18 protein-coding genes are annotated in these 17,505 nt (G+C 67.1%); 9 read left to right on the top strand and 9 right to left on the bottom strand.

What is annotated here, in order from left to right; translation table 11 throughout:
- Nucleotides 1-287: 287 nt before the first annotated feature.
- A complete protein-coding gene (locus BLW75_RS39270; protein ID WP_034311280.1) occupies nt 288-512 on the bottom strand; it encodes a hypothetical protein in 225 nt (74 codons plus the stop codon).
- Between the two features lie 1,070 nt (nt 513-1,582).
- On the opposite strand from BLW75_RS39270, the gene BLW75_RS39260 reads away from it, so the two are divergent.
- Complete coding sequence (locus BLW75_RS39260) at nt 1,583-3,139, top strand: alpha/beta hydrolase (protein ID WP_034311277.1); 1,557 nt, start codon at nt 1,583-1,585, stop codon at nt 3,137-3,139.
- Between the two features lie 496 nt (nt 3,140-3,635).
- On the opposite strand, the gene BLW75_RS39255 is transcribed toward BLW75_RS39260, so the two are convergent.
- The 3 genes from BLW75_RS39255 to BLW75_RS39240 form a co-directional block, all read right to left on the bottom strand.
- Nucleotides 3,636-4,631 carry a hypothetical protein gene (locus tag BLW75_RS39255; RefSeq protein ID WP_034311274.1) on the bottom strand — a complete coding sequence of 332 codons (996 nt, stop codon included), beginning with the start codon at nt 4,629-4,631 and terminating at the stop codon, nt 3,636-3,638.
- Nucleotides 4,632-5,139: 508 nt separating this feature from the next.
- On the bottom strand, nt 5,140-6,105 hold the full coding sequence (locus BLW75_RS39245; protein WP_241783552.1) for a DUF3152 domain-containing protein: 966 nt from the start codon (nt 6,103-6,105) through the stop codon (nt 5,140-5,142).
- Nucleotides 6,095-7,096 (bottom strand): polysaccharide deacetylase family protein, encoded by a 1,002-nt coding sequence (locus BLW75_RS39240; RefSeq protein WP_034311272.1) that lies wholly within the window; start codon nt 7,094-7,096, stop codon nt 6,095-6,097. The genes BLW75_RS39245 and BLW75_RS39240 overlap by 11 nt, the downstream gene beginning before the upstream one ends.
- Nucleotides 7,097-7,335: 239 nt before the next feature.
- Here BLW75_RS39240 and BLW75_RS39235 point away from each other — a divergent pair, with 239 nt between their 5' ends.
- Nucleotides 7,336-8,256, top strand: a complete 921-nt coding sequence (locus BLW75_RS39235; RefSeq protein WP_034311270.1) for a hypothetical protein — start codon at nt 7,336-7,338, stop codon at nt 8,254-8,256.
- 417 nt (nt 8,257-8,673) lie between these two features.
- On the opposite strand, the gene BLW75_RS39230 is transcribed toward BLW75_RS39235, so the two are convergent.
- On the bottom strand, nt 8,674-9,015 hold the full coding sequence (locus BLW75_RS39230) for a WGxxGxxG family protein (RefSeq protein WP_091599325.1): 342 nt from the start codon (nt 9,013-9,015) through the stop codon (nt 8,674-8,676).
- Between the two features lie 285 nt (nt 9,016-9,300).
- Here BLW75_RS39230 and BLW75_RS39225 point away from each other — a divergent pair, with 285 nt between their 5' ends.
- The 3 genes from BLW75_RS39225 to BLW75_RS39215 all read left to right on the top strand — a co-directional run bounded on the left by BLW75_RS39225 (nt 9,301) and on the right by BLW75_RS39215 (nt 10,957).
- Nucleotides 9,301-9,642, top strand: a complete 342-nt coding sequence (locus tag BLW75_RS39225; RefSeq protein ID WP_034311267.1) for a hypothetical protein — start codon at nt 9,301-9,303, stop codon at nt 9,640-9,642.
- Nucleotides 9,643-9,945: 303 nt separating this feature from the next.
- Complete coding sequence (locus tag BLW75_RS39220) at nt 9,946-10,293, top strand: hypothetical protein (RefSeq protein ID WP_034311264.1); 348 nt, start codon at nt 9,946-9,948, stop codon at nt 10,291-10,293.
- A 313-nt stretch (nt 10,294-10,606) separates the two neighbouring features.
- Nucleotides 10,607-10,957 (top strand): hypothetical protein, encoded by a 351-nt coding sequence (locus BLW75_RS39215; protein ID WP_034311261.1) that lies wholly within the window; start codon nt 10,607-10,609, stop codon nt 10,955-10,957.
- A 239-nt stretch (nt 10,958-11,196) separates the two neighbouring features.
- On the opposite strand, the gene BLW75_RS39210 is transcribed toward BLW75_RS39215, so the two are convergent.
- A complete protein-coding gene (locus BLW75_RS39210; RefSeq protein WP_034311258.1) occupies nt 11,197-11,667 on the bottom strand; it encodes a hypothetical protein in 471 nt (156 codons plus the stop codon).
- 571 nt (nt 11,668-12,238) lie between these two features.
- Here BLW75_RS39210 and BLW75_RS44280 point away from each other — a divergent pair.
- Together BLW75_RS44280 and BLW75_RS39200 are read left to right on the top strand one after the other, a co-directional pair.
- On the top strand, nt 12,239-12,694 hold the full coding sequence (locus tag BLW75_RS44280; RefSeq protein ID WP_091599322.1) for an STAS domain-containing protein: 456 nt from the start codon (nt 12,239-12,241) through the stop codon (nt 12,692-12,694).
- 101 nt (nt 12,695-12,795) lie between these two features.
- On the top strand, nt 12,796-13,536 hold the full coding sequence (locus tag BLW75_RS39200) for a hypothetical protein (RefSeq protein ID WP_034311255.1): 741 nt from the start codon (nt 12,796-12,798) through the stop codon (nt 13,534-13,536).
- An 18-nt stretch (nt 13,537-13,554) separates the two neighbouring features.
- On the opposite strand, the gene BLW75_RS39195 is transcribed toward BLW75_RS39200, so the two are convergent.
- Entirely contained in the window at nt 13,555-14,037 is a 483-nt protein-coding gene (locus tag BLW75_RS39195; protein WP_034311252.1) for a DNA ligase-like domain-containing protein, read from the bottom strand.
- A 923-nt stretch (nt 14,038-14,960) separates the two neighbouring features.
- On the opposite strand from BLW75_RS39195, the gene BLW75_RS39190 reads away from it, so the two are divergent.
- A complete protein-coding gene (locus tag BLW75_RS39190; RefSeq protein WP_034311250.1) occupies nt 14,961-15,269 on the top strand; it encodes an ANTAR domain-containing protein in 309 nt (102 codons plus the stop codon).
- Between the two features lie 456 nt (nt 15,270-15,725).
- On the top strand, nt 15,726-15,872 hold the full coding sequence (locus BLW75_RS43080; RefSeq protein ID WP_167373566.1) for a hypothetical protein: 147 nt from the start codon (nt 15,726-15,728) through the stop codon (nt 15,870-15,872).
- A gap of 82 nt (nt 15,873-15,954) precedes the next feature.
- On the opposite strand, the gene BLW75_RS39185 is transcribed toward BLW75_RS43080, so the two are convergent.
- Together BLW75_RS39185 and BLW75_RS39180 are read right to left on the bottom strand one after the other, a co-directional pair.
- The gene (locus BLW75_RS39185) at nt 15,955-16,659 is read right to left on the bottom strand and encodes a hypothetical protein (protein WP_034311247.1); all 705 of its coding nucleotides are present in this window, start codon (nt 16,657-16,659) and stop codon (nt 15,955-15,957) included.
- Nucleotides 16,660-16,950: 291 nt separating this feature from the next.
- Complete coding sequence (locus BLW75_RS39180) at nt 16,951-17,310, bottom strand: hypothetical protein (protein WP_034311573.1); 360 nt, start codon at nt 17,308-17,310, stop codon at nt 16,951-16,953.
- Nucleotides 17,311-17,505 lie beyond the last annotated feature (195 nt).

Raw genomic sequence — 17,505 nt, 5'->3', positions numbered from 1 at the left:
TTGGTGTGGATCACCACGTGTCACGCCATAATGCGCCACCGAGTCCGACTGGCGGACTGCGCCTGGCCCGTGGTGTCGTGGACGACGAGGTAACCCTTGCCGGGCCCAGGGTCGAACGGGGGCAGGAAACTCAAACCAGCCGTAGCGCCGGGCCGCTGGATGCGGGCGCAGCTGACGTGCTATCAGCCTTCATCGCCGCCACATCCACCACTTCGACGGACTGTCCTCGTGGGACGAAGTGAACCACAGGTTGCCGCGTGGCGCAGAGATCTGCCAGTTCCGTCGATTCAGGGCTTGTCCGCGTGTTGACGTTCGACGACCTCGGTGGCGCCTCGTTTGCTGAACGCCGCCCACAGGTTGAAACCCACCACCCCGACGCAGAGAGCCGCCCACAGCCAGATGAAGCCGTTGCCGCGGCCGATTCCGTTGACCAGAACGAACACCAGCACCGCCAGACCGCCCACGGCACTGAACACGGCGACGGGTTTGGAGGGTTTCACCTTGTACGCCACTGATCGACTCCCCAGGTAGAACGAACTACGACGAGACCGTGATGCCCCTATCCGACACTGATCAAACGCGACCCCCGCCGCTGACACCGATGTTGACCCATCCGACCCAACGCCCTGCGACGAACGGCCGCACTTGTCCACAGCGCAGGCCCACGGACCGTTGGGTGGGCCTACCGCGCAGACGGCTACACCCCGGCAGCAACGGACGTGTCTCGTCGACGATGACCGCCCGAGGACGCCCTTTCCGGCGAGACGTTTGACGACGGGCAGTGCGGTAACCGCTCCTGCGGTCGCGAGGGCGCCGGTGTTGCACTGTGTGAGAATCCGAAGAGGTCGGCCTGGTTCGGACGAGGAGTTCGGCGTCTTCCTGGACCCGGTCGACTGCCGAACCGTGCTCGCGAGCCGACAGTGCGTACCGAACGCTCCGGTGGGCGCTTGTCAGGCGCAAGGTGAGCTGAGCGTGGGGCAGGCGTCTTTGATCGATCGCCGGCAGGGCGATGCCGTCCCCTTGCAAGCAGCCGCCTCGATTCGTGAACCGGTCATGCCCGACTGCTCAAACGTGTGCCCAAATCTCCGGATAGTCGGTGTCAGGCCTGGGGATCCGGCGAAGGTCGGTCAGCTCCACACCGGCTTCGGTGAACGCGCTCCGGTAGAGCTCCTCATCGAGTCGCAGCCGACCCGGATGAACTGCCGACATCCAGTTCGCACCCGTGAGGAGGCCGCCGGGGACCGTCTTCCCCGCCGGAGACGTCACGAACTCGAACCACAGTGTTGTCCCGGTGCTTCGATCACGAGGCGCCACCGCCGCGCCGTGCGACATTGGTGGGTGCGTCGAGCGTCGGTCTGATCAGGTCATCGGCGACTGCCCGGATCCGTGGCGACGACAAGAGATCGTCGGACGCCCTGCTCGAGGCTCTCGTCTGTCGGACAACGAGCGGGTGACCCGTGCCGGAATCAAGGCGGTCTTTGAGCGGAATCTTCACTGATTTCCTTGAGCATGCCCCAGGGGCATGGGTTCAACTACTCCTCGTGACGTAGTGAATCGGCTATTTTGAACCAAGGGGCGGTTTATGTACAAAAGATTGCGGCTCGCCGTGGTGATCCCCGCGGTCGCGGGCGGACTGCTCGCGGGAATGACCCCCGCGCTGGCGAACCCCGGCACAGTGAACACCACCGGCATCCCGGCGCGCTACACCGAACAGGACCTGGCGTGGCGTCAGTGCACCGCTGAGGATGTGCCGGATAAACCGGAGACGGCGAAGATCCTCGAGTGCGCGACGTTCGCGTCCCCGCGCAACTGGGATCGCCCGGACGACCGGCAGGACGTGACGATCGCGATCAGCAGGCTGAAGTCCACCGGTGAGACGACGGCATCGGTGCTCACCAACCCGGGCGGTCCCGGTGGGCCGGGCCGCTCGTTCCCCGCCTCGCTGAGCAAGCAGGCCAAGCTGCGTGTACACCAGGAGATCATCGGCATCGACACCCGCGGCACCGGCAGGAGCACGAACATCTCGTGCGGCGGAGCGGGCCAAGGTGAGAACCGCGACCCGCGCGACCGCGACCCGCGCAATCTGGACCTGCTCCTGGACACGGTGGAGCTGTTCACGAAGACCTGCGAGCAGACCTCCGGCGAACTCGGCAGGTTCGTCGACACCTTCCACAACACCAAGGACCTGGACCTGCTGCGGGTCCTGCTCGGCCGGGAGAAGATCAACTGGATCGGCTACTCGGCGGGCACCTGGCTCGGCGCGCACTACGCCCAAAGGTTCCCCGACCGCGTCGGCCGGTTCGTGCTGGACTCGTCGGTCGACTTCACTTCGACGTGGGCGGCGTCGTTCGACCTGCAGCCCATGGGGTACGAACGCCGCTGGCGGCAGGACTTCCTGCCTTGGGCCGCGACCCACGACGACCGCTACGGGCTCGGCGTCACCGGCGAACAGGTCCGGCAGACCTTTGAGGCGGTCCGGTACGCCCTGACCCGCAATCCGGTCGAGGTCGACGGCGTGAAGGTCGGCCCGGTCGACCTGGACAGCCGTTTCGCCGGCCTGCTCAAGAGCAAGAAGGCATTCCCGGCCCTGGCCGACTTCCTGGTCCAGCTCAAGACGCTGACCGGAAACGACGCGCCGGAGCAGGCCAAGGCGCAGGCCAGGGCGGCGATCGCGGCCGCACCGGCCGAGCCGGACCCCCTCGACGCCCTGCTCGCCGTGCTGACCGCCGTCCGGTGTAACGACAGCCCCACGCCCGGCGACCGGGAGTCGGTGATCCGCAGGTCGCAAGAGTTCCTCGACCAGGGCAAGCTGCTGAACGGCGGGGGTTGGATGTTCATTCAGAACTGCATCTTCTGGGAGAACCAGCCCCGTCCGCTGCCCACGGTGAACGGCAAGGGCGTTCCGCCGGTGGTGATGGTCCAGTCGGCGAACGACCCGGCCACGCCCATCGAAGGCGCCCGGAAGGCACACGCCGGGTTCGAGAACTCCCGGCTGCTGACCGTCACCGGCGAAGGTGACCACGGCATCTACGGGTACGGCAACCCGGCCGTGGACGAGGTCGTCGACGCCTACCTGGTCGACGGCGTGGTCCCGGAGAACCGGAGCGTGCCCGGCATGCCGCTCCCCAACCCAGCCTGACCGGTCCAAGCAAGTGAAGGCCACCTTCATTACGTCTCACGCAATGAAGGTGGCCTTCACGAAATGGGGGGAGCCCGCCCGAGGCGCCGACGACCCGAACTGTCTCGGCAGTATCGACGACAACTATTCAGCCGGCCCAGTCTCGTCTCCGCTTCATAAATGAAACGGAGACGAAGTGGTCAGCGAGAAAATGAAGCCGATTTCGAGACCTACAAGGTATGGGTTGTCTCACGGCGAAGTCATCATGCCCCCGGCGATCAGGCGCAGCCGGGCGGTGCGAGCCGCATGCCTGGAGGCCTGCCAAGCGGCATGCGTTCGTGCTTGCGGCTCAGGCGCGAGCGTCCGGCAGTGCCAGTTGCCCTCCGAATCTCCAAGACTCCCGAGGCCGGGGCGGTCGACCAGCACCCTCTCTCCGGGACGAGGCTGCGCCGATCGCGCTATGCGGCAAACCCAGTTGATACTTCGGTGCTTCTTGGTGCCGACCATGAACCGATGGTCAGACCGGCGGGCGGGCATAGGTGACCGAGTACGGGTTGCCGTGGATGACGAACGGCAGCGTGCCGCCGTTGTCCTGCACGAAGGCATTGATCCGCCAGGTCCCGCACCCGCTGGCCGGCTGCGTCACCGTCAGCTGCCCGAGGAGCCGCAGGTGGTGCAGATTCCCGCTCACCGCCGTGGTTTCCGAGGGCGTGGCCTGGGCTACGCAGCCGGGTGCGGCTGAGGACGGCGTCGCGACCGTCCGGAACCGCACCATCGCGGTGTTGGCCTTGCCCGGATAGGTGGTGCCGTCCGGGCAGGCGTTGCCACCGTCGCCGTAACAGCTCGTGGCGAAGAGATCGGTGGTGGCGAGGAACCTGGTGGCTCCCGGCACTGGTGTGTAATCCACCGGGTTCACCTGCTTGCCAGGCGCATCCATCCCAAGGAAGGTGTTCTGCGAGGACCCGAACGTCTGCGCGAAGCCCTCGGGGCCGATGGCTCCGTCGATGTCCCCGATGAAGCCGCTGTACAACCGGGCGGTCTCGCGACCGGGCTGGCCGGGCTGCCCGGCTGCGTACCCGTTGAGGACGTACGCTCGCAGCAGGCACTCGTAGTTGCCCGTGCCGGCCGGCTTGAACAGCATGCGCGCGACGAGCGTGACCCTGCCGCCGCCGTGCAGCAGGTTTTGGCCGCTCCAGATCTGCCCGTGCTGGGTCGCCGTGTTCGGCAGCGTCGTGCCCCCAACCAGCTGGCAGGTGATCTTGTGCCCGATCGCGATGGCGGACACCGCTCCGTCCACTCGGCCGTCGCCGACCTCGATCTCACTGCGCAGGTTGTGTGAAGTGCCCGCGGTGACCGTGCCGAGCACGAGCCGGGCGCGGACCTCGCCCTCCCCGCCGGGTGACTCCACCATCGTCACCGGCGCGGCCTCGGCGATCTTGTCGTAGGCATGGGCGGTTCCGGCGAGCACCGGAAGCAAGAACAGGGCGCTGAGTATGGCCAGAAGGGTTCGCACGCCTCCACCATGCCGCAGACGACTACACCTTGTATACGGGTACACGAAGCAGGCCAGGACGATGGCTCCTCAAGGGCAACGTGCCAGTCCGCGAACCGCTCGCGCAGGCTGTCCAGGCCCACGCGGGAGCCGCTCGGGGCGCTGGCCATCAAGTAGCAGTAGACGCGGCCGTCGGGCATCGGCACCTGCTCGAATCGCTCACCCCTGCCCCAGGTTTCCACGCTCGCCTCGACAGGGCGAGGTGGCGCGATGAGACGCCAGGTGGTGTATCCGACGTAGCGCGCACCCGGGATGTGTGGCCAGACCGATCGCCGAGTCACGCTGTGCACGCCGTCCGCGCCCACCAAGAGATCCGCGGTGGAGGTCCCTCCACTGTGGAGCACAGTGCCATCGGGTTGCCCCAGGTGCACGTAGGTACCCGGCCGCAGAGCCGGTGCGGCCACGGCCGAGCGCAGGAGGTCGACGAGGGTGGCGCGGTGTACGGTCGCCCACTGGCCGAAGCGGCGTTTCAGCGTTCCGGGACGACCCACGGATTCGGGCGGCAGACGGCGCCGTCCGCGGCGACGTTGGCCGCCGCTCCCGGCTCGGCGCGGTTGAGCTCCGCGACATAGGTGTTGGACAGTCCGAACGTCTGCTGCATCATCACCGGCGCCGCCGCCCCGGTGGCCGGGCAGCCGACGTGGCCGTGGCCGAGCGCGTGGCCGACTTCGTGGTTGATCGCGTAACGGTGGTATCCCGCGAGATCGCCTTGGTAAGCGTGGGCGCCGCGCACCCAGCGGGCGAGATTGATCACGACCCTGCGGTCGCGAGTGAGATAGCAGGACGACTCGTATGGGATGGCGAAACCGCAGCGGTCGGGGCGATGGCTCGTGTCGGGGCTGGTCAAGCTGATCCGGAACGACGGCGCGGCGCCGATACCGTCGACCCGGCGGAACGACACCTGCCCGAGCCCGCTCCAGCCGCGCGGATCCGCGAGGATCGACTCCACCTCCGCGGCGAACGAAGGGTGCTCGACACCTTCTTCGATTTCCACCGTGTACGACAGTTCCCGTGCGGAGCCCGGTGTCGTGCGCTCACCTGAGCCCGATACCACCCGCCAGTTCCCCGAACCCGCGGGGATGACCGGCGCACCGTCCGGCAGGGCGGCGGATTCAGCGGGCCGGGCGACCGGCTGCGCCGCCACAGCCGGACGGGGCGGTGACGATCCGGGGGCCGGGGTGCCGCGCAGAACGCGTGTTTCGAGGGCGAACGGCGTCACGAACAGGGTCAGGCACAGCATTAAGGCCACCGAGATCACGATCAACGGCCACCACGTCCGGTGGATCCGGCGCAAAACGGAAAGAGGCTTTCTCACCGGAGCCGCGTGCGACGGCGGTTTGCGCGCACCGGTGACCGCCGGTGGCAGGGATCGTGGTTGCGGCAGCCAGTCGACGACGACACCGTCGCGGCGTACGTGCCGCGGTTCAGTACGCAAGGCTCACACCCGCACAGCCTGCCGCGGGCGCCGGTGCCGTCCGCGGGTAAGAGATCGTCGCCGGATCGCCGTCCGCCGTGTACCGGCGGCCGGCGGCGGAACCGAGTTCGTCGAGCCACCGCGCGGAACCGTATTCCGCCCCGGCGCCCGTCGCCTGCGAGCGGATCCGGGGAATCGACGCGGGGTCGAATTCGCGAGAGCAGGGGGAAGGCGCCGGGCCGGCTCCGACGAGTAACACGCCCGCGTAGGAATACCCCGGTCCCCGTAGCGCTGTCTCCGCCCGCCGCGGTCGCGCTCCGTATGGCAGCGCGAGCGTACTCGGCCGGTATCCGGGGACCGCTCGCCTGATCAGGGTGTCCCCCTCCACGATCGCCGCCGACGCCGCCGATTCCGTGGCACGCCGCAAGTTCGTGTGCCGCGCGGTGTGGTTGCCGATCTCGAACCGATGCTCGGCCAGCCACCGCAGGGCACGCTCGTCGCCGCCGAACGGATGTTCGTTGACGTAGACGCTGGCGACCGGCCGGAACCGGGGATGCGCGGCCGCGACGTCCAGAAGGATCCGGACGGCCGTGCCCGGGGCCGGTTCGCCTTCCGGAGTGAGCGCGAAGACGGACGGATCACCGTCGTCGAAGGTCAGCACGACGGGATGCGTACCCGCGGGCAGGTCGAGGTTCCCGGACACCAGGTCGGCGGTCGTCACGGGGACGTAGTCCTCGGCCGCGAGCCGCTCCAATTCCGCCCGGAAATCAGCGGGAGTGCGGTCGTAGGCCGATCGGGGCTCCGCGACGACGCGGTGGTACATCAGGATCGGTATCCGGCCCAGTTCGTCGGCGCCCACGCGCCGCGCATCGTCCGCCGTGACACGCGCGGGCACGGGCGCCGGGCTCGTAACCGGTGCGGCGGGTGCCGCCGGCGCCGCGGGTGCGGGTGTTCCACAGGCCGACACCAGTACGACGGCTAGTCCGGCCCCGAGTCGCGGGAAGGAACTCATGCGGGCAGTGTGCTGCCGGAACCGGTGGCGCGAACCAGGATCCACCAGGTCGGGTGAGGGCGAATATCCTTGCCCGGCGCGAACAATCGGCGTATTCCCTGATGGAGGCGCCGGGCGGCGAACCGCCTCCGGCACGATCCGGTGATCGTGGAAAAGCCGGTTTACCCCAAGATCAACGGGGGTATTTTCCCGCTCTGGCAAGAAAAACCGGCCTGTGTTGCAGCCACGAAGGAGCTCGGATGCCTCATCTCAGCCGCCGCCTCGTCCTCACCGCAGGACTCGCCGGACTCGCGGCCGGTGCGTGCGGAGCGCCCAAACGCCCCGAACCACTCGTCGCTCCGATGGCGCTGGCCCCCGCCGTCGAAGCCGTTCCTGCACCACCGCCGGCTGATCCCCTGGCCCAGAACCTGCTCGTCGGCTTCTGCGGAGCGCCCGGGTCGAAGGCACTGGGCAGGATGACGGGCGACCTGGACGCGGCGAGCCGCGCACTCCGGCAGCAGATCGGGACCTTCCCCGCGATCAGGCCGATCACCCCGGTCGTGGAACTGATCGCCACCACCGTGCATCGCTCCCCCGGCGCGGACGGTATGTACCGCAGCCGGTGCGGCGACGAAACCGTGCGGGCCTATCTCGCCGCCGCCCGCGCGCTGAACGGCTTGCTGTTACTCGACATCCAGCCGGGCCGGGCGGACTTCCTGCCCGAAGTACGTGCCTACGAGCACTGGCTGAAGGAACCTGACGTCGGTGTCGCGCTGGACCCGGAATGGGCCGTCGAGCCGGGCGTGGTCCCCGGCCGGAAGTTCGGCCGAACCACCGGAGCCGAACTCGACGAGGTCGCCCGATATCTCGGAGGGCTCGCCCAGGAACACCGGCTGCCCGCGAAGGTCATGGTCTACCACCAGGTGGCCGCCAAGGTGGTCCGCGACGAACAGTTGCTGGTCGCCCATCCGGGAGTATCGCCGGTGAAGGTCGTGGACGGGATCGGTTCGGCCGCGGCCAAGAAAGCGACATGGAGGACGTTGATGCCGACGAAGCCGGCTCACGTCCGGGCTGGATTCAAGCTTTTCTTCGAAGAGGACACCAGGAACGGCGCGCCGCTCATGAACCCCGCCGAAGTCCTCGCCCTCACACCGACTCCGTCTTACGTTCTTTACGAATAATCCACCAAGGAAAACGTAGAAGAAAAGGCTTCTGCCGACGTTTTCCGGGCGACGAGAATAAATCCACGTCGCCCGCGACTGATACTCCGGGTGACCATTTCCCGGTGTTCGCCTCACCAAAGTGTCCTTGTTGCGCAAGTACATCACAGAGCGCGACATCGGAGCTGATCGCGAGCGTGACCGAATCACCCGTTAGTGATGTTTGACCTCACCGACCCAAGGGTAACCATCCAGGTTTTTCTCCTGCCGGAAATACACCCTTAAGATGGGCGCTCCACCCAGGAACTTCTCCTGGTGCGAAAATCTCGCTAATCTGGTTCCCGCAAGCGAAAGAACCAGCACGAAAGCGGCTGCCCGGCGCGTATCGCACCAGGCAGCCGTTCGAGGGGAGATCAGACCGCCTCTGGGAAATCGCGCTCATTCACCCGGAGGACGTCGCCGCGGTTCCGCCGGCGGATACGTGTTGACGGGCGGTGTTTCCGCGCCCGAAGCCGGATAGCCCGCCATCGCACCCGCCTTCGGGCCCCGGCGTGCCAGTCCGCCGAGACCGACCAGGCCGAGCAGGCCCAGCAAGCCCCACAAACCGCTGTCGCCACCGGAATCATCCCCGTCGCCGCGGGAGACTCCGTCGCGGTCGGGAGCTTCCTGGGTCACCGTCGTCGTGGGAGTCGTAGCGTTCTGTGCCGAGGCCACTCCCGGCAGCATGACGAACGCCCATATCGCGCACGAACTGATCGCCAGCCGTGTTTTCCGATTCACGTCGCGCCTTCTTTCGCTTCGTTGGTGGATGTTCGATCATTTTCGGCGTACCCGCGGTTGCGCCGTTCACGCGTCGCTTCACGGGAAAGTGTGGATTTCCCTTGGATCACCCCGGTTTTCCCGGAGGAAACCGGTTCACTATCATGGTCAGCGGTTCAGCCAAGAGCCGCGGGAGTGCAGGCCGTGGCCCTTCGATCCGCCACTGGCTCGCCTCCTTTCCTTCGTACTCGCGTCCGAGTACCCGTCATCGACGCATGTGGTCCACGCCAGTGGACTGGGGGAAACTTGTCCGAACAACACCTGATAGCGCCCTTGGGCGCGCCCTTCTCCACCCGGTTGATCTGCACGGCCGGGGATCGGCTGATCCATCCGGCCGACAACCACAACGAACTGGCCCGTATCGTGACGCGCTGGTCACGGGCCTGGGTTCCGGAAACCTGGCCCGCCAGGCAGTACTTCACCGCGCTCGGCATCGGCGACGACGAAAACCCGCGCTATACCGACGAACACGTCGTCGGCTGGCTGCTCATCCAGCCCCGGCCGGATTCGCTCGCCTGGCGGGTCCGGACGGGAGCGATCGACGTCACGACCGCCCTCACCGCCGAAGCCGAGGCCTGGCCCGACTGACACCGATGGCAAAAGAGCCCTGTGCCACCGTGAAAACGGCGGTACAGGGCGATTTGTCATGTCCGATTTCCTTGACACATAGACACTCCTGATTCGAAGATCGACTGAAGTGCTTTTCGGCCAAGGGAGTCCCGCCTAACCCGATCGGGCCACACGATGCGCGGTCAGCGGGCCGCGGTACCCACACGATGGGTGGTCCCGCCTGGAAAGCGCCTCTGAACATCAGTACGTTTTCCCCACCGGACGGAAGCACACCTTCCTGCCGTCCGGTCCGACGTAATCGTCGAATCAAGGAGTTCACGAATGTTGAAGAAAATCGGTTTCGTCGCGGCCACCATGGCCGCCGGAGCGATCCTGAGCGGCGGCATCGCTTCCGCCGACACCCCGGACGACCACGACGGCTACGACCACAGCGGCCAGCTCGGTCTGGTCAACCTGAACAACATCGACGCGCTGCACAACGTCAACGGCACCCTCGGCCTGTGCGGCAACGACGTGAACGTGCTGGGCGTCCAGGTGCCGATCCGCGACTCGCTCAACGGCATCGGCGTGCCGATCCTGTCGCCGGGTGCGCACGAGGCCGAGGGGAACTCGCCGTACAACTGTGCCGCGGGTGCCATCACCGACGGCGGCACGGTGCAGGACAACTAGAAAGATCTCCTTGCCCGGGACCGCCCGACGTGCACGGAAGACGGCCGGGTAAGGGTCCGGCGATCGCGTCGACGTCGTAGTGCGTGCCCGGAGCACGGAGAGAGGTCGCACTCCTGCTCCGTCTCCGGACACGCCGCGACGCACGGCGACGCCGGCACGGGTGGGGCCGGTCACCAAGCCCAGGGGAGGCCGGCCCCACCCGAGGTACTCGCACCATAACCGACACCACCGGACGCGGCCATCGCAGACCGCGACAGCCCGGACATCCCGCCCGCCGGCACCTGCCGGCGGGCTTCATTAGGAGTTTTCTTCAGTGATCAAGCAGCTCGGCTTCGTCGCCACCGCTCTCGCCGCCGGAATGGCGATCGCCGGCGGAACCGCCTCCGCGGCCGGCGTCACCGTCGCGGGCCACCCGGTCGACCACAACGGCCAGCTCGGGCTCGGCAACATCCAGAACGTCGACGCGGTCCACAACCTCAACGTCGTCGGCGGCGTCTGCGACAACAACGTGAACGTGCTCGGTGTACAGGTCCCGGTCCGTGACGTCGCCGAAGGTATCGCCGTGCCCGTCCTCTCCCCCGGTGAGACGGAAGCCGAAGGCGCCACCCCGGACAACTGCGCCTCGGGCGTCATCCAAGACGGCGGGACCGTCCAGGAAAACTGAACCGCCTCCTCAGCCGAGCCGCCGCGCGGTCGCCCCACCGCGCGGCGGCTTTTCCCTGTGCGCGAAGATTCGCGTCGCGGGGCCTCGTGGACACCGACGCAACTCGTTACCTGCCCTGCAAGAGCGGCAAGTCCCGAACGCCTCGCACCAATGCTCGAGCGGCACGCCAACCGGCGAAGGCCCGGCGCGGATCCCGCGCCGGGCCTTCGTCGGGGCCGCCCGTCCGGGGCCCGGCCGGACTATCCGGCCGGTACGGGAAGCCCGCCAAGGAGATCGTTCACCAGCGAGGACAGGCTGATCAGGAGTCGCTGCACCAGAGCGTTGAGCAACGCCGTCACCGGCGGTAGCCCCGCCTCGGTCTCCATGCGAGCGGCGAGTTCGTCCACTCCTTGACGCGCTTCGGCGTTCTCCTGCCGGGCGGTGACCGCGGTTTCCTTCGCCTGCGCCTGGATCACGTAACGCTCGCCACGCGCCAGGTCGGTGAGTACCGGCGCGAGTTCGCCAAGGCTCGCCTGGGCGCCCGGCACGTCTCCCTTGTCCACCCGAGAGACCAGCGCGTCACGCATGGTCTGAACCACTGCCGCCGCACTGGTGGTACTGGACGAACCGTTCCCGCCGGGGCCACTCGCCTGCGCCACTCCCACGCCCGCCAGCGCCACCGAGGCCGCGGTGGCGAGCACCGTGAACGCTCGCGTCAGTTTACTTCTCATTTCGCAACTCCTCCGGATTTCCGACTGCCGACTCCGCTCATCGTGAACCTTCTCCGCGAATAACGCGAATGTGCGGGCAACGTGGGGAGCGGCTTTCCATTCCACACAGTGCACGACCGATCCGGAATCGGCGACGCAAACGTCAAGTTCGCGTGAACCGCATCCCGACGACCCGTCGCCGAAAGGCACGTTGCGTAACCGGCTCACCGGACCGGGCGGCCATCGACCACCGATCGGTCCACTTTTCCGCTTTCTTCTCACCCAAGGTGCCACCATCGCCGCCCGTATCGGCAAACGTCGATTCACCCGACCGCGCCGTTTGCCTCCGAACGCTCTTGGGTAATCGTGACGTTTCACATCGACAGAAAAGACACTCTTAAGAATGGCATCGGCATCGATTACTTCTTGACCGGGCGACGCGTCGTTAATCTGGCCACACGCTGAAAGTCCGATATCGCCGGCGCTGGGACCTGACACGAAGGCACCGGTTGAAAGGCATCAGCCAGAGAGGCGCCCCGGACGGCGGAGCGCCGGGGCGCCTCTCGAACACCCACTGCCGCGGGAGCCGCCGATGCGTCCACGCCCTCTTGCCTCGCAGTACTCACCGGCGAAGTTCAGCGTCGGCTCCGGATCCGCGTGCACGGTCCTCCGCATCGAGGGGGAACTCGATGCCGTCACCGTCGACCGTCTGGCCACCCATCTCTCGAGAACTCTGCACACGCGTCCCGACGCGATCGTCGTCGACGCCACACGAGTTTTCTTCTGCTGCGTATCGGCGTTGAAGGCGTTGGTGAACGCGAGCGCCGAAGCACGTTCTCATGGCGTCGATTTCACCATCGCCTCCACGCAATCCGCACTTCTGCGCCCGGTCACCGCACTCGGCCTGGAGCACTTCCTTTCCTTTCGCCCCACTGTCGTCGAAGCCATGAACACGGTGCACCACAACGGGTCAAGCCTGCCCGGGCAACCACATGGACAAAGGTATCGAAAGGGTTCGATGGCCGTGACACACTTTTCTTCGCGTTGATCAAGAGTACTGTCCCGAAGCGGGTGGAGATCCACCCGAGGTCGATTCAAGTGACCATATTCGCGTCAGGTATCACCAACTCGAAAGGATCACGAACAATCATGACTGAATTGCGTCGATGGGCGCTCGCGGCGGCAGCCGTCGTCCCGCTTTCCCTGGTTTCCGCGGGCCTCGCCTCAGCCGGTACAGGCGACGGACCCGGCACCGCCGACTTCGTCGAAACCTCCGCGACCTACGCCGGAATCGGTGGCGCCGGCACGATCGACAGTGTCTCCGTCTGGGACCACGGTGACGACGACCATTGGTGGACCGAGGAAAGCGCGGTACTGGCGGGCCCCACCGGAGCCGCCGTGCTGCACACCGAAGAGGCCGGCTCCAACGACGAGGCCGAAACCCTGCCTGTCGACGACAAACCCGGCCGACCGTCCACGACGTACGGGAAGCGACCGATCGCCCACACCGACGGGGACAGGGCTCCTTCCCGGCACCGCCCGTCGAAAGCCCACCACGACCATAAGCCCCACCACGCCCAGGTGGCTTACACCGCCTCGACGAAGACCGCGGACGTCACGGGCGCGACCTCCTCACACGTCGTCAGCCAGGCCGGTGACGACTACGCCGCGTACGAAGCCGCCGACCTTTCCGCCGGTCCGGAAGGCGCCGTGTCCGAAGGCGTGCAGGCGGCCGCCGTCCCCCAGCACGCGCACTATCACAAGTGGTACACCGCGGCAGGCGAAGACGGTGCCGTCACCCACGAAGTGAACGCGGTGGCCGACGCGATCGGCCGGCCAGGACACCACCACCACCACCATCACCATCACCACGCATACGATCGCCGATGAACCGGTGGGCCGGGCCGCTCAGTCGGCCCGGCCCACACCGTCTGACGCGTTCGCGGGAATCCTGCCGGGCCGGCGGGCACTCCGGCCACCCGGCGTTGACGGCGTCAGGTCGCACCAAGGCAGAGCCGCTCGCATGACCTCCACCCGGTACGGATCCGGCATCGGCAACAGGGTCAGCCGCCGCCGCTCGTCATACGGCTCGCGCAGCAGTGAGGTGCCATCAAGGTGCGGCAGGCCGAACGCCAGAAACCGGACCGGGACGTCGTCGAACGGCTCATCACGGCGAGCCGAGCTGCGATGAGTCTGGTAGCGGCCGCGCCGTTCTCGCAGTAGCCCGAAGTCGCTCTGCCCCGCGTCGTGGTAGACGACGATCTCACCGGCCAGCACCTCGGTCAGGACACCGTCGGAGGCCGCCCTCAGGCACGCCCGGTAACCGTCGAGCTTGTACTCAGCCCACTCCGGCCCCTCCCTCAACCGGCCACCATCCGGGCCGGCCGGCATCGGGCTCCCGTCCCCCGCCGTCCGCGGTTCGACCGCAGCCCGCTTGGCCTGACAGTGCCGGATAAACGCAGGTCAAGACCATGTGACATAACGTTTGCTCAGCTATCCACCACGCCAATACACCTTAGCTCTCCTGCCCGGTACGAGTGAACAATGCCGCACGTTCGGGGGCCTCCTCGATTGAAAGCTTGCAGAGGGGACACCCGTTTTCGACCGGTTACGCAGGAAAAGAGGACGACGATGACGACGTGGTGGGGACTTCTCGGGCTTCTCGGACTGCTCGGCGGCTATGGCCTTCTGCGACTTCGGCACCGAAGCAGTCCTCCGGCCGGCGATGCGTTCGCGCGCTACCCCGCGGCGAACGAGCCCGCTGTGCCAAACGCCGATGCCGCGCACACCCCGCTCATGAACCCGGCGATCACCCCCGACATGCTCGACCGCGGTCGGCGAAGGCCGCGGCGAGCCGCTCGCTCAGAAGGCGGACGGGGCAAGCGCACTCCCCCTCCAGCGACGGTTCCACCTCGGAAGACTCTCACGCAGCCCCGGCGGCGACCCGTGATGGCCCGCGCCACCCCGAATCCGGCCCCCGCTCCAAGCACCGTGCCGGTCGCGGAGTCAGCGGGACACGTGCCGTCGTCGGCCGAGGATTCTGCTCGACCCGCCCAGGGCGCAAAGGAATCAGGATCGATCACCGGAGAACTGGCGAGTCCGTCTCCCGCCCCTGAGCGGAGGCAGAAGGTCGACGTCCGACGCGCGAAGCTCGCGAACGTCTTCTCGGCACATCGACAGCGACTCGACCTTCGGCGCGTACTCCAACCTGTCTTGCACAGGGCCAAAAGGTTCCTTCGGCGGGATTGAGCGTCCGCCCACCGACGACCAACGCGGTGGTAGGCCGCACCACAGGGTGCGGTGAAATAGAGAACATGACAGCACACGAGGACATCAGGGACCCCTCGGTCGAGCGAGACCAGCTGCGCCGGGCGATGGAGACCCTGCCGGTGATCGAACAGGCCAAGGGAATGCTCATGGTGTTACGCGGATGGTCGGCCGAGCAGGCTTTCGCGGCGCTGAAGTCGATCTCCCAGCACACCAACGTCAAGCTTCACGACGTCGCGACGGTGATCGTCGCCTCGGGAAGCCACGTCGAGCCGCCCCTGCCCGATCCCGAGGCGGTGCGGGCGGTCCTGGACGAGACTCGAAGATCTGTGCTGGGCTCATCCTTCGGAGAGTGAGTGACTGCGTCCCGCCGGGCACCGGACTGGACCGGCGGGACCAGGCGCCGCTCGTCTTTGAACGACAACCTGCCCCGTGAATGTCATTTTCGGGTCGGTTGAACGGATGCGTTCCCTTGGCCGCCCTGAACGCAGGCATCGATGTCACCGGTAACAGGGGAAATCCGGACACATGGCCGCCCGGAACGTCGGCCGACAGAGGTCTCGCCGGGACGACCCGGACGGGTGGTTTCTCGCCCTAGGACATAGGGGTATCCCCGCAGAGATCCCCGGGATGGGATCACCTGGCCGCGGCGCGACCTCCCCCTCGTTCACGCCGCCTGGCCGACGTGGCCGGTTCACGGTGCGCACGTACACCGCGAACCGGCCACTTCCATCTCTGGTCTACGCGGCGAGCTGCTCGAAAGCCTGGCACAAACGAGGTGTAAAACGCGGTGACACCGGGAAAACACGGTCATGACGAACGTTCACGTCGGCATGACCGAGACAGCGGGACGGCCCGGCCAGATCGCCGCCTTGCGGCGGATGTTGCTCGCCTTCGGAGTCGGCGGGGCACTGGGCTGCCTGGCATGGATGGCGATCTGGTTCGCGATGCAGCTGTAAGAGCCGCTCTGTACCGCCAGCTCCCTGGCCAGGGGCCTGAGCCGGCTCGGGTTCAGGCCCCTGGGTCGGGGGTGTCCGAAAACTACTGGCGCGTCTGCGTTAGCGGAGAGAGCAGGGTCGAGCCGAGCGGAGCCAGCGCCGTGTCGAGCGCGGACGCATCCGGGACCACCGAGGCGATCTGCTCGATCGTGGGCAGTTGGCCGCTCACGGGCATATCGACCGGAAGCGTGGAAGCGCCGGTCTCCCGCAACACACTTGCCGGAGAAACGACGGAGTCCTGCCCGAGACCGGCGCTTCGCGAGGTGTCGGACCTTCCCCGCACATTGTGGCTGCTCCCCAATTCCGGAGCCTCGGCGTTGACAGCGGTCACGCGGGTGCCCGCGCCGGGATCGAGCGGATCGGTGGCGATAGTGCCGCTGAGCGGAAGGGAAGGCGTCTCTGTCTCCAGCACGTCCTCGGTGACTGCGAGCGGCTTCGACCGCAACGACGCCACCTGTGCCGGGTGGACCGGCCCGGCCGGTGTCGCGGCGCCGGGCGCGCCGTCGGCGGTGTCGGCGACCGGCTGAAGCACGCGCCGGCCCGCGGTTTCCAGCTGCTGCAAAGGTTTCGCTTCACGCAGAGAGTCGTCGACGACGACTACCGCGGGGGTGACGACCTGCTGGTCCACCAGTGACGCCGGCAAGTCGGGGTCCACGTTCCCCGTCGCCGACGCGACACCCGGCCCCACCATCAGCAAACCGCCACTGACCAACGTGGTCCGGACGACGAATTTGACCCAGTTCTGCATACGAGATACTCCTTAGTTCCTTGATCAAGAGATTCGTGGCGGGCTCAAGGCCCGTCACATCCGGGCGCGACGGCACCCGGGCCCGGTACGAAGCCGTGGTTCGTCTCGGCAGCGGCTGTCGTTTCCCGGCTCCGACAGCGGATGACCCACGCTGCCGGCGAAAACAGGCGGTAACGACGAAGAGCCCGGTGCGCCACCGCCGAGCGGCGCGCACCGGGCACGTCTGTCGATCGCGAATCGTCGAGAACTCATCTCTGGTCATGGTTCCCGCACACCCACGGGAACCCGGACTCAGTTGTGCTGGTTCGTCCCGCCGTCCAGCACGCCGCCCGCGGCGCAGTTGTAGGGCGATTCACCGCTGGCCTCGTGCGACCCCGGCGAGAGGATCGGCACGCCGATGCCGTTCAGCGAGTCACGGATCGGGACCTGGACACCCAGGACGTTGACGTTGTTGTCGCACGCACCGACCACGGCGTTGACGTTGTGCAGCACGTCGATGTTGTTCAGGTTGGCCAAGCCGACCTGCTCGCTCACGTCGTGGACGTGGTGACCGTGACCTTCGTCGTCCGGTGTTCCGGCGGCCGCGATCCCGCCTGTCAGGAACGCCCCGGCCGCCACGGCGGCGGTCACGAACCCGATCTTCTTCAGCATGAACACTCCTCGAATAGGAAATGAGACGGCATCGACGCCGAAAAGGACACCGGCGTGCCGCGACGGCAAAGCTACCGACACCGGCGAGCGGATCACCAACTCGTGCCATCATCGTGTGGTTCGAAACCCTGCCTGACCGAGATTGTTGTAGCCCGAATGGGGAATCGGTCGCCGTCCGCACCCTTCGGAAGCGGT

It is taken from the genome of Amycolatopsis lurida (genome assembly GCF_900105055.1).
In the GTDB taxonomy this organism is placed as follows: Bacteria; Actinomycetota; Actinomycetes; order Mycobacteriales; family Pseudonocardiaceae; genus Amycolatopsis; species Amycolatopsis lurida.
This window is presented reverse-complemented; position numbering and strand designations above follow the sequence as displayed.

Coding starts and splice junctions, on each gene's coding strand:
- BLW75_RS39260 (WP_034311277.1), top strand. CDS start 1,583: ATGTACAAAAGATTGCGGCTCGCCGTGGTGATCCCCGCGGTCGCGGGC.
- BLW75_RS39240 (WP_034311272.1), bottom strand. CDS start 7,096: ATGAGTTCCTTCCCGCGACTCGGGGCCGGACTAGCCGTCGTACTGGTG.
- BLW75_RS39235 (WP_034311270.1), top strand. CDS start 7,336: ATGCCTCATCTCAGCCGCCGCCTCGTCCTCACCGCAGGACTCGCCGGA.
- BLW75_RS39220 (WP_034311264.1), top strand. CDS start 9,946: ATGTTGAAGAAAATCGGTTTCGTCGCGGCCACCATGGCCGCCGGAGCG.
- BLW75_RS39210 (WP_034311258.1), bottom strand. CDS start 11,667: ATGAGAAGTAAACTGACGCGAGCGTTCACGGTGCTCGCCACCGCGGCC.
- BLW75_RS44280 (WP_091599322.1), top strand. CDS start 12,239: ATGCGTCCACGCCCTCTTGCCTCGCAGTACTCACCGGCGAAGTTCAGC.
- BLW75_RS39200 (WP_034311255.1), top strand. CDS start 12,796: ATGACTGAATTGCGTCGATGGGCGCTCGCGGCGGCAGCCGTCGTCCCG.
- BLW75_RS39195 (WP_034311252.1), bottom strand. CDS start 14,037: ATGCCGGCCGGCCCGGATGGTGGCCGGTTGAGGGAGGGGCCGGAGTGG.
- BLW75_RS39190 (WP_034311250.1), top strand. CDS start 14,961: ATGACAGCACACGAGGACATCAGGGACCCCTCGGTCGAGCGAGACCAG.
- BLW75_RS43080 (WP_167373566.1), top strand. CDS start 15,726: ATGACGAACGTTCACGTCGGCATGACCGAGACAGCGGGACGGCCCGGC.
- BLW75_RS39185 (WP_034311247.1), bottom strand. CDS start 16,659: ATGCAGAACTGGGTCAAATTCGTCGTCCGGACCACGTTGGTCAGTGGC.
- BLW75_RS39180 (WP_034311573.1), bottom strand. CDS start 17,310: ATGCTGAAGAAGATCGGGTTCGTGACCGCCGCCGTGGCGGCCGGGGCG.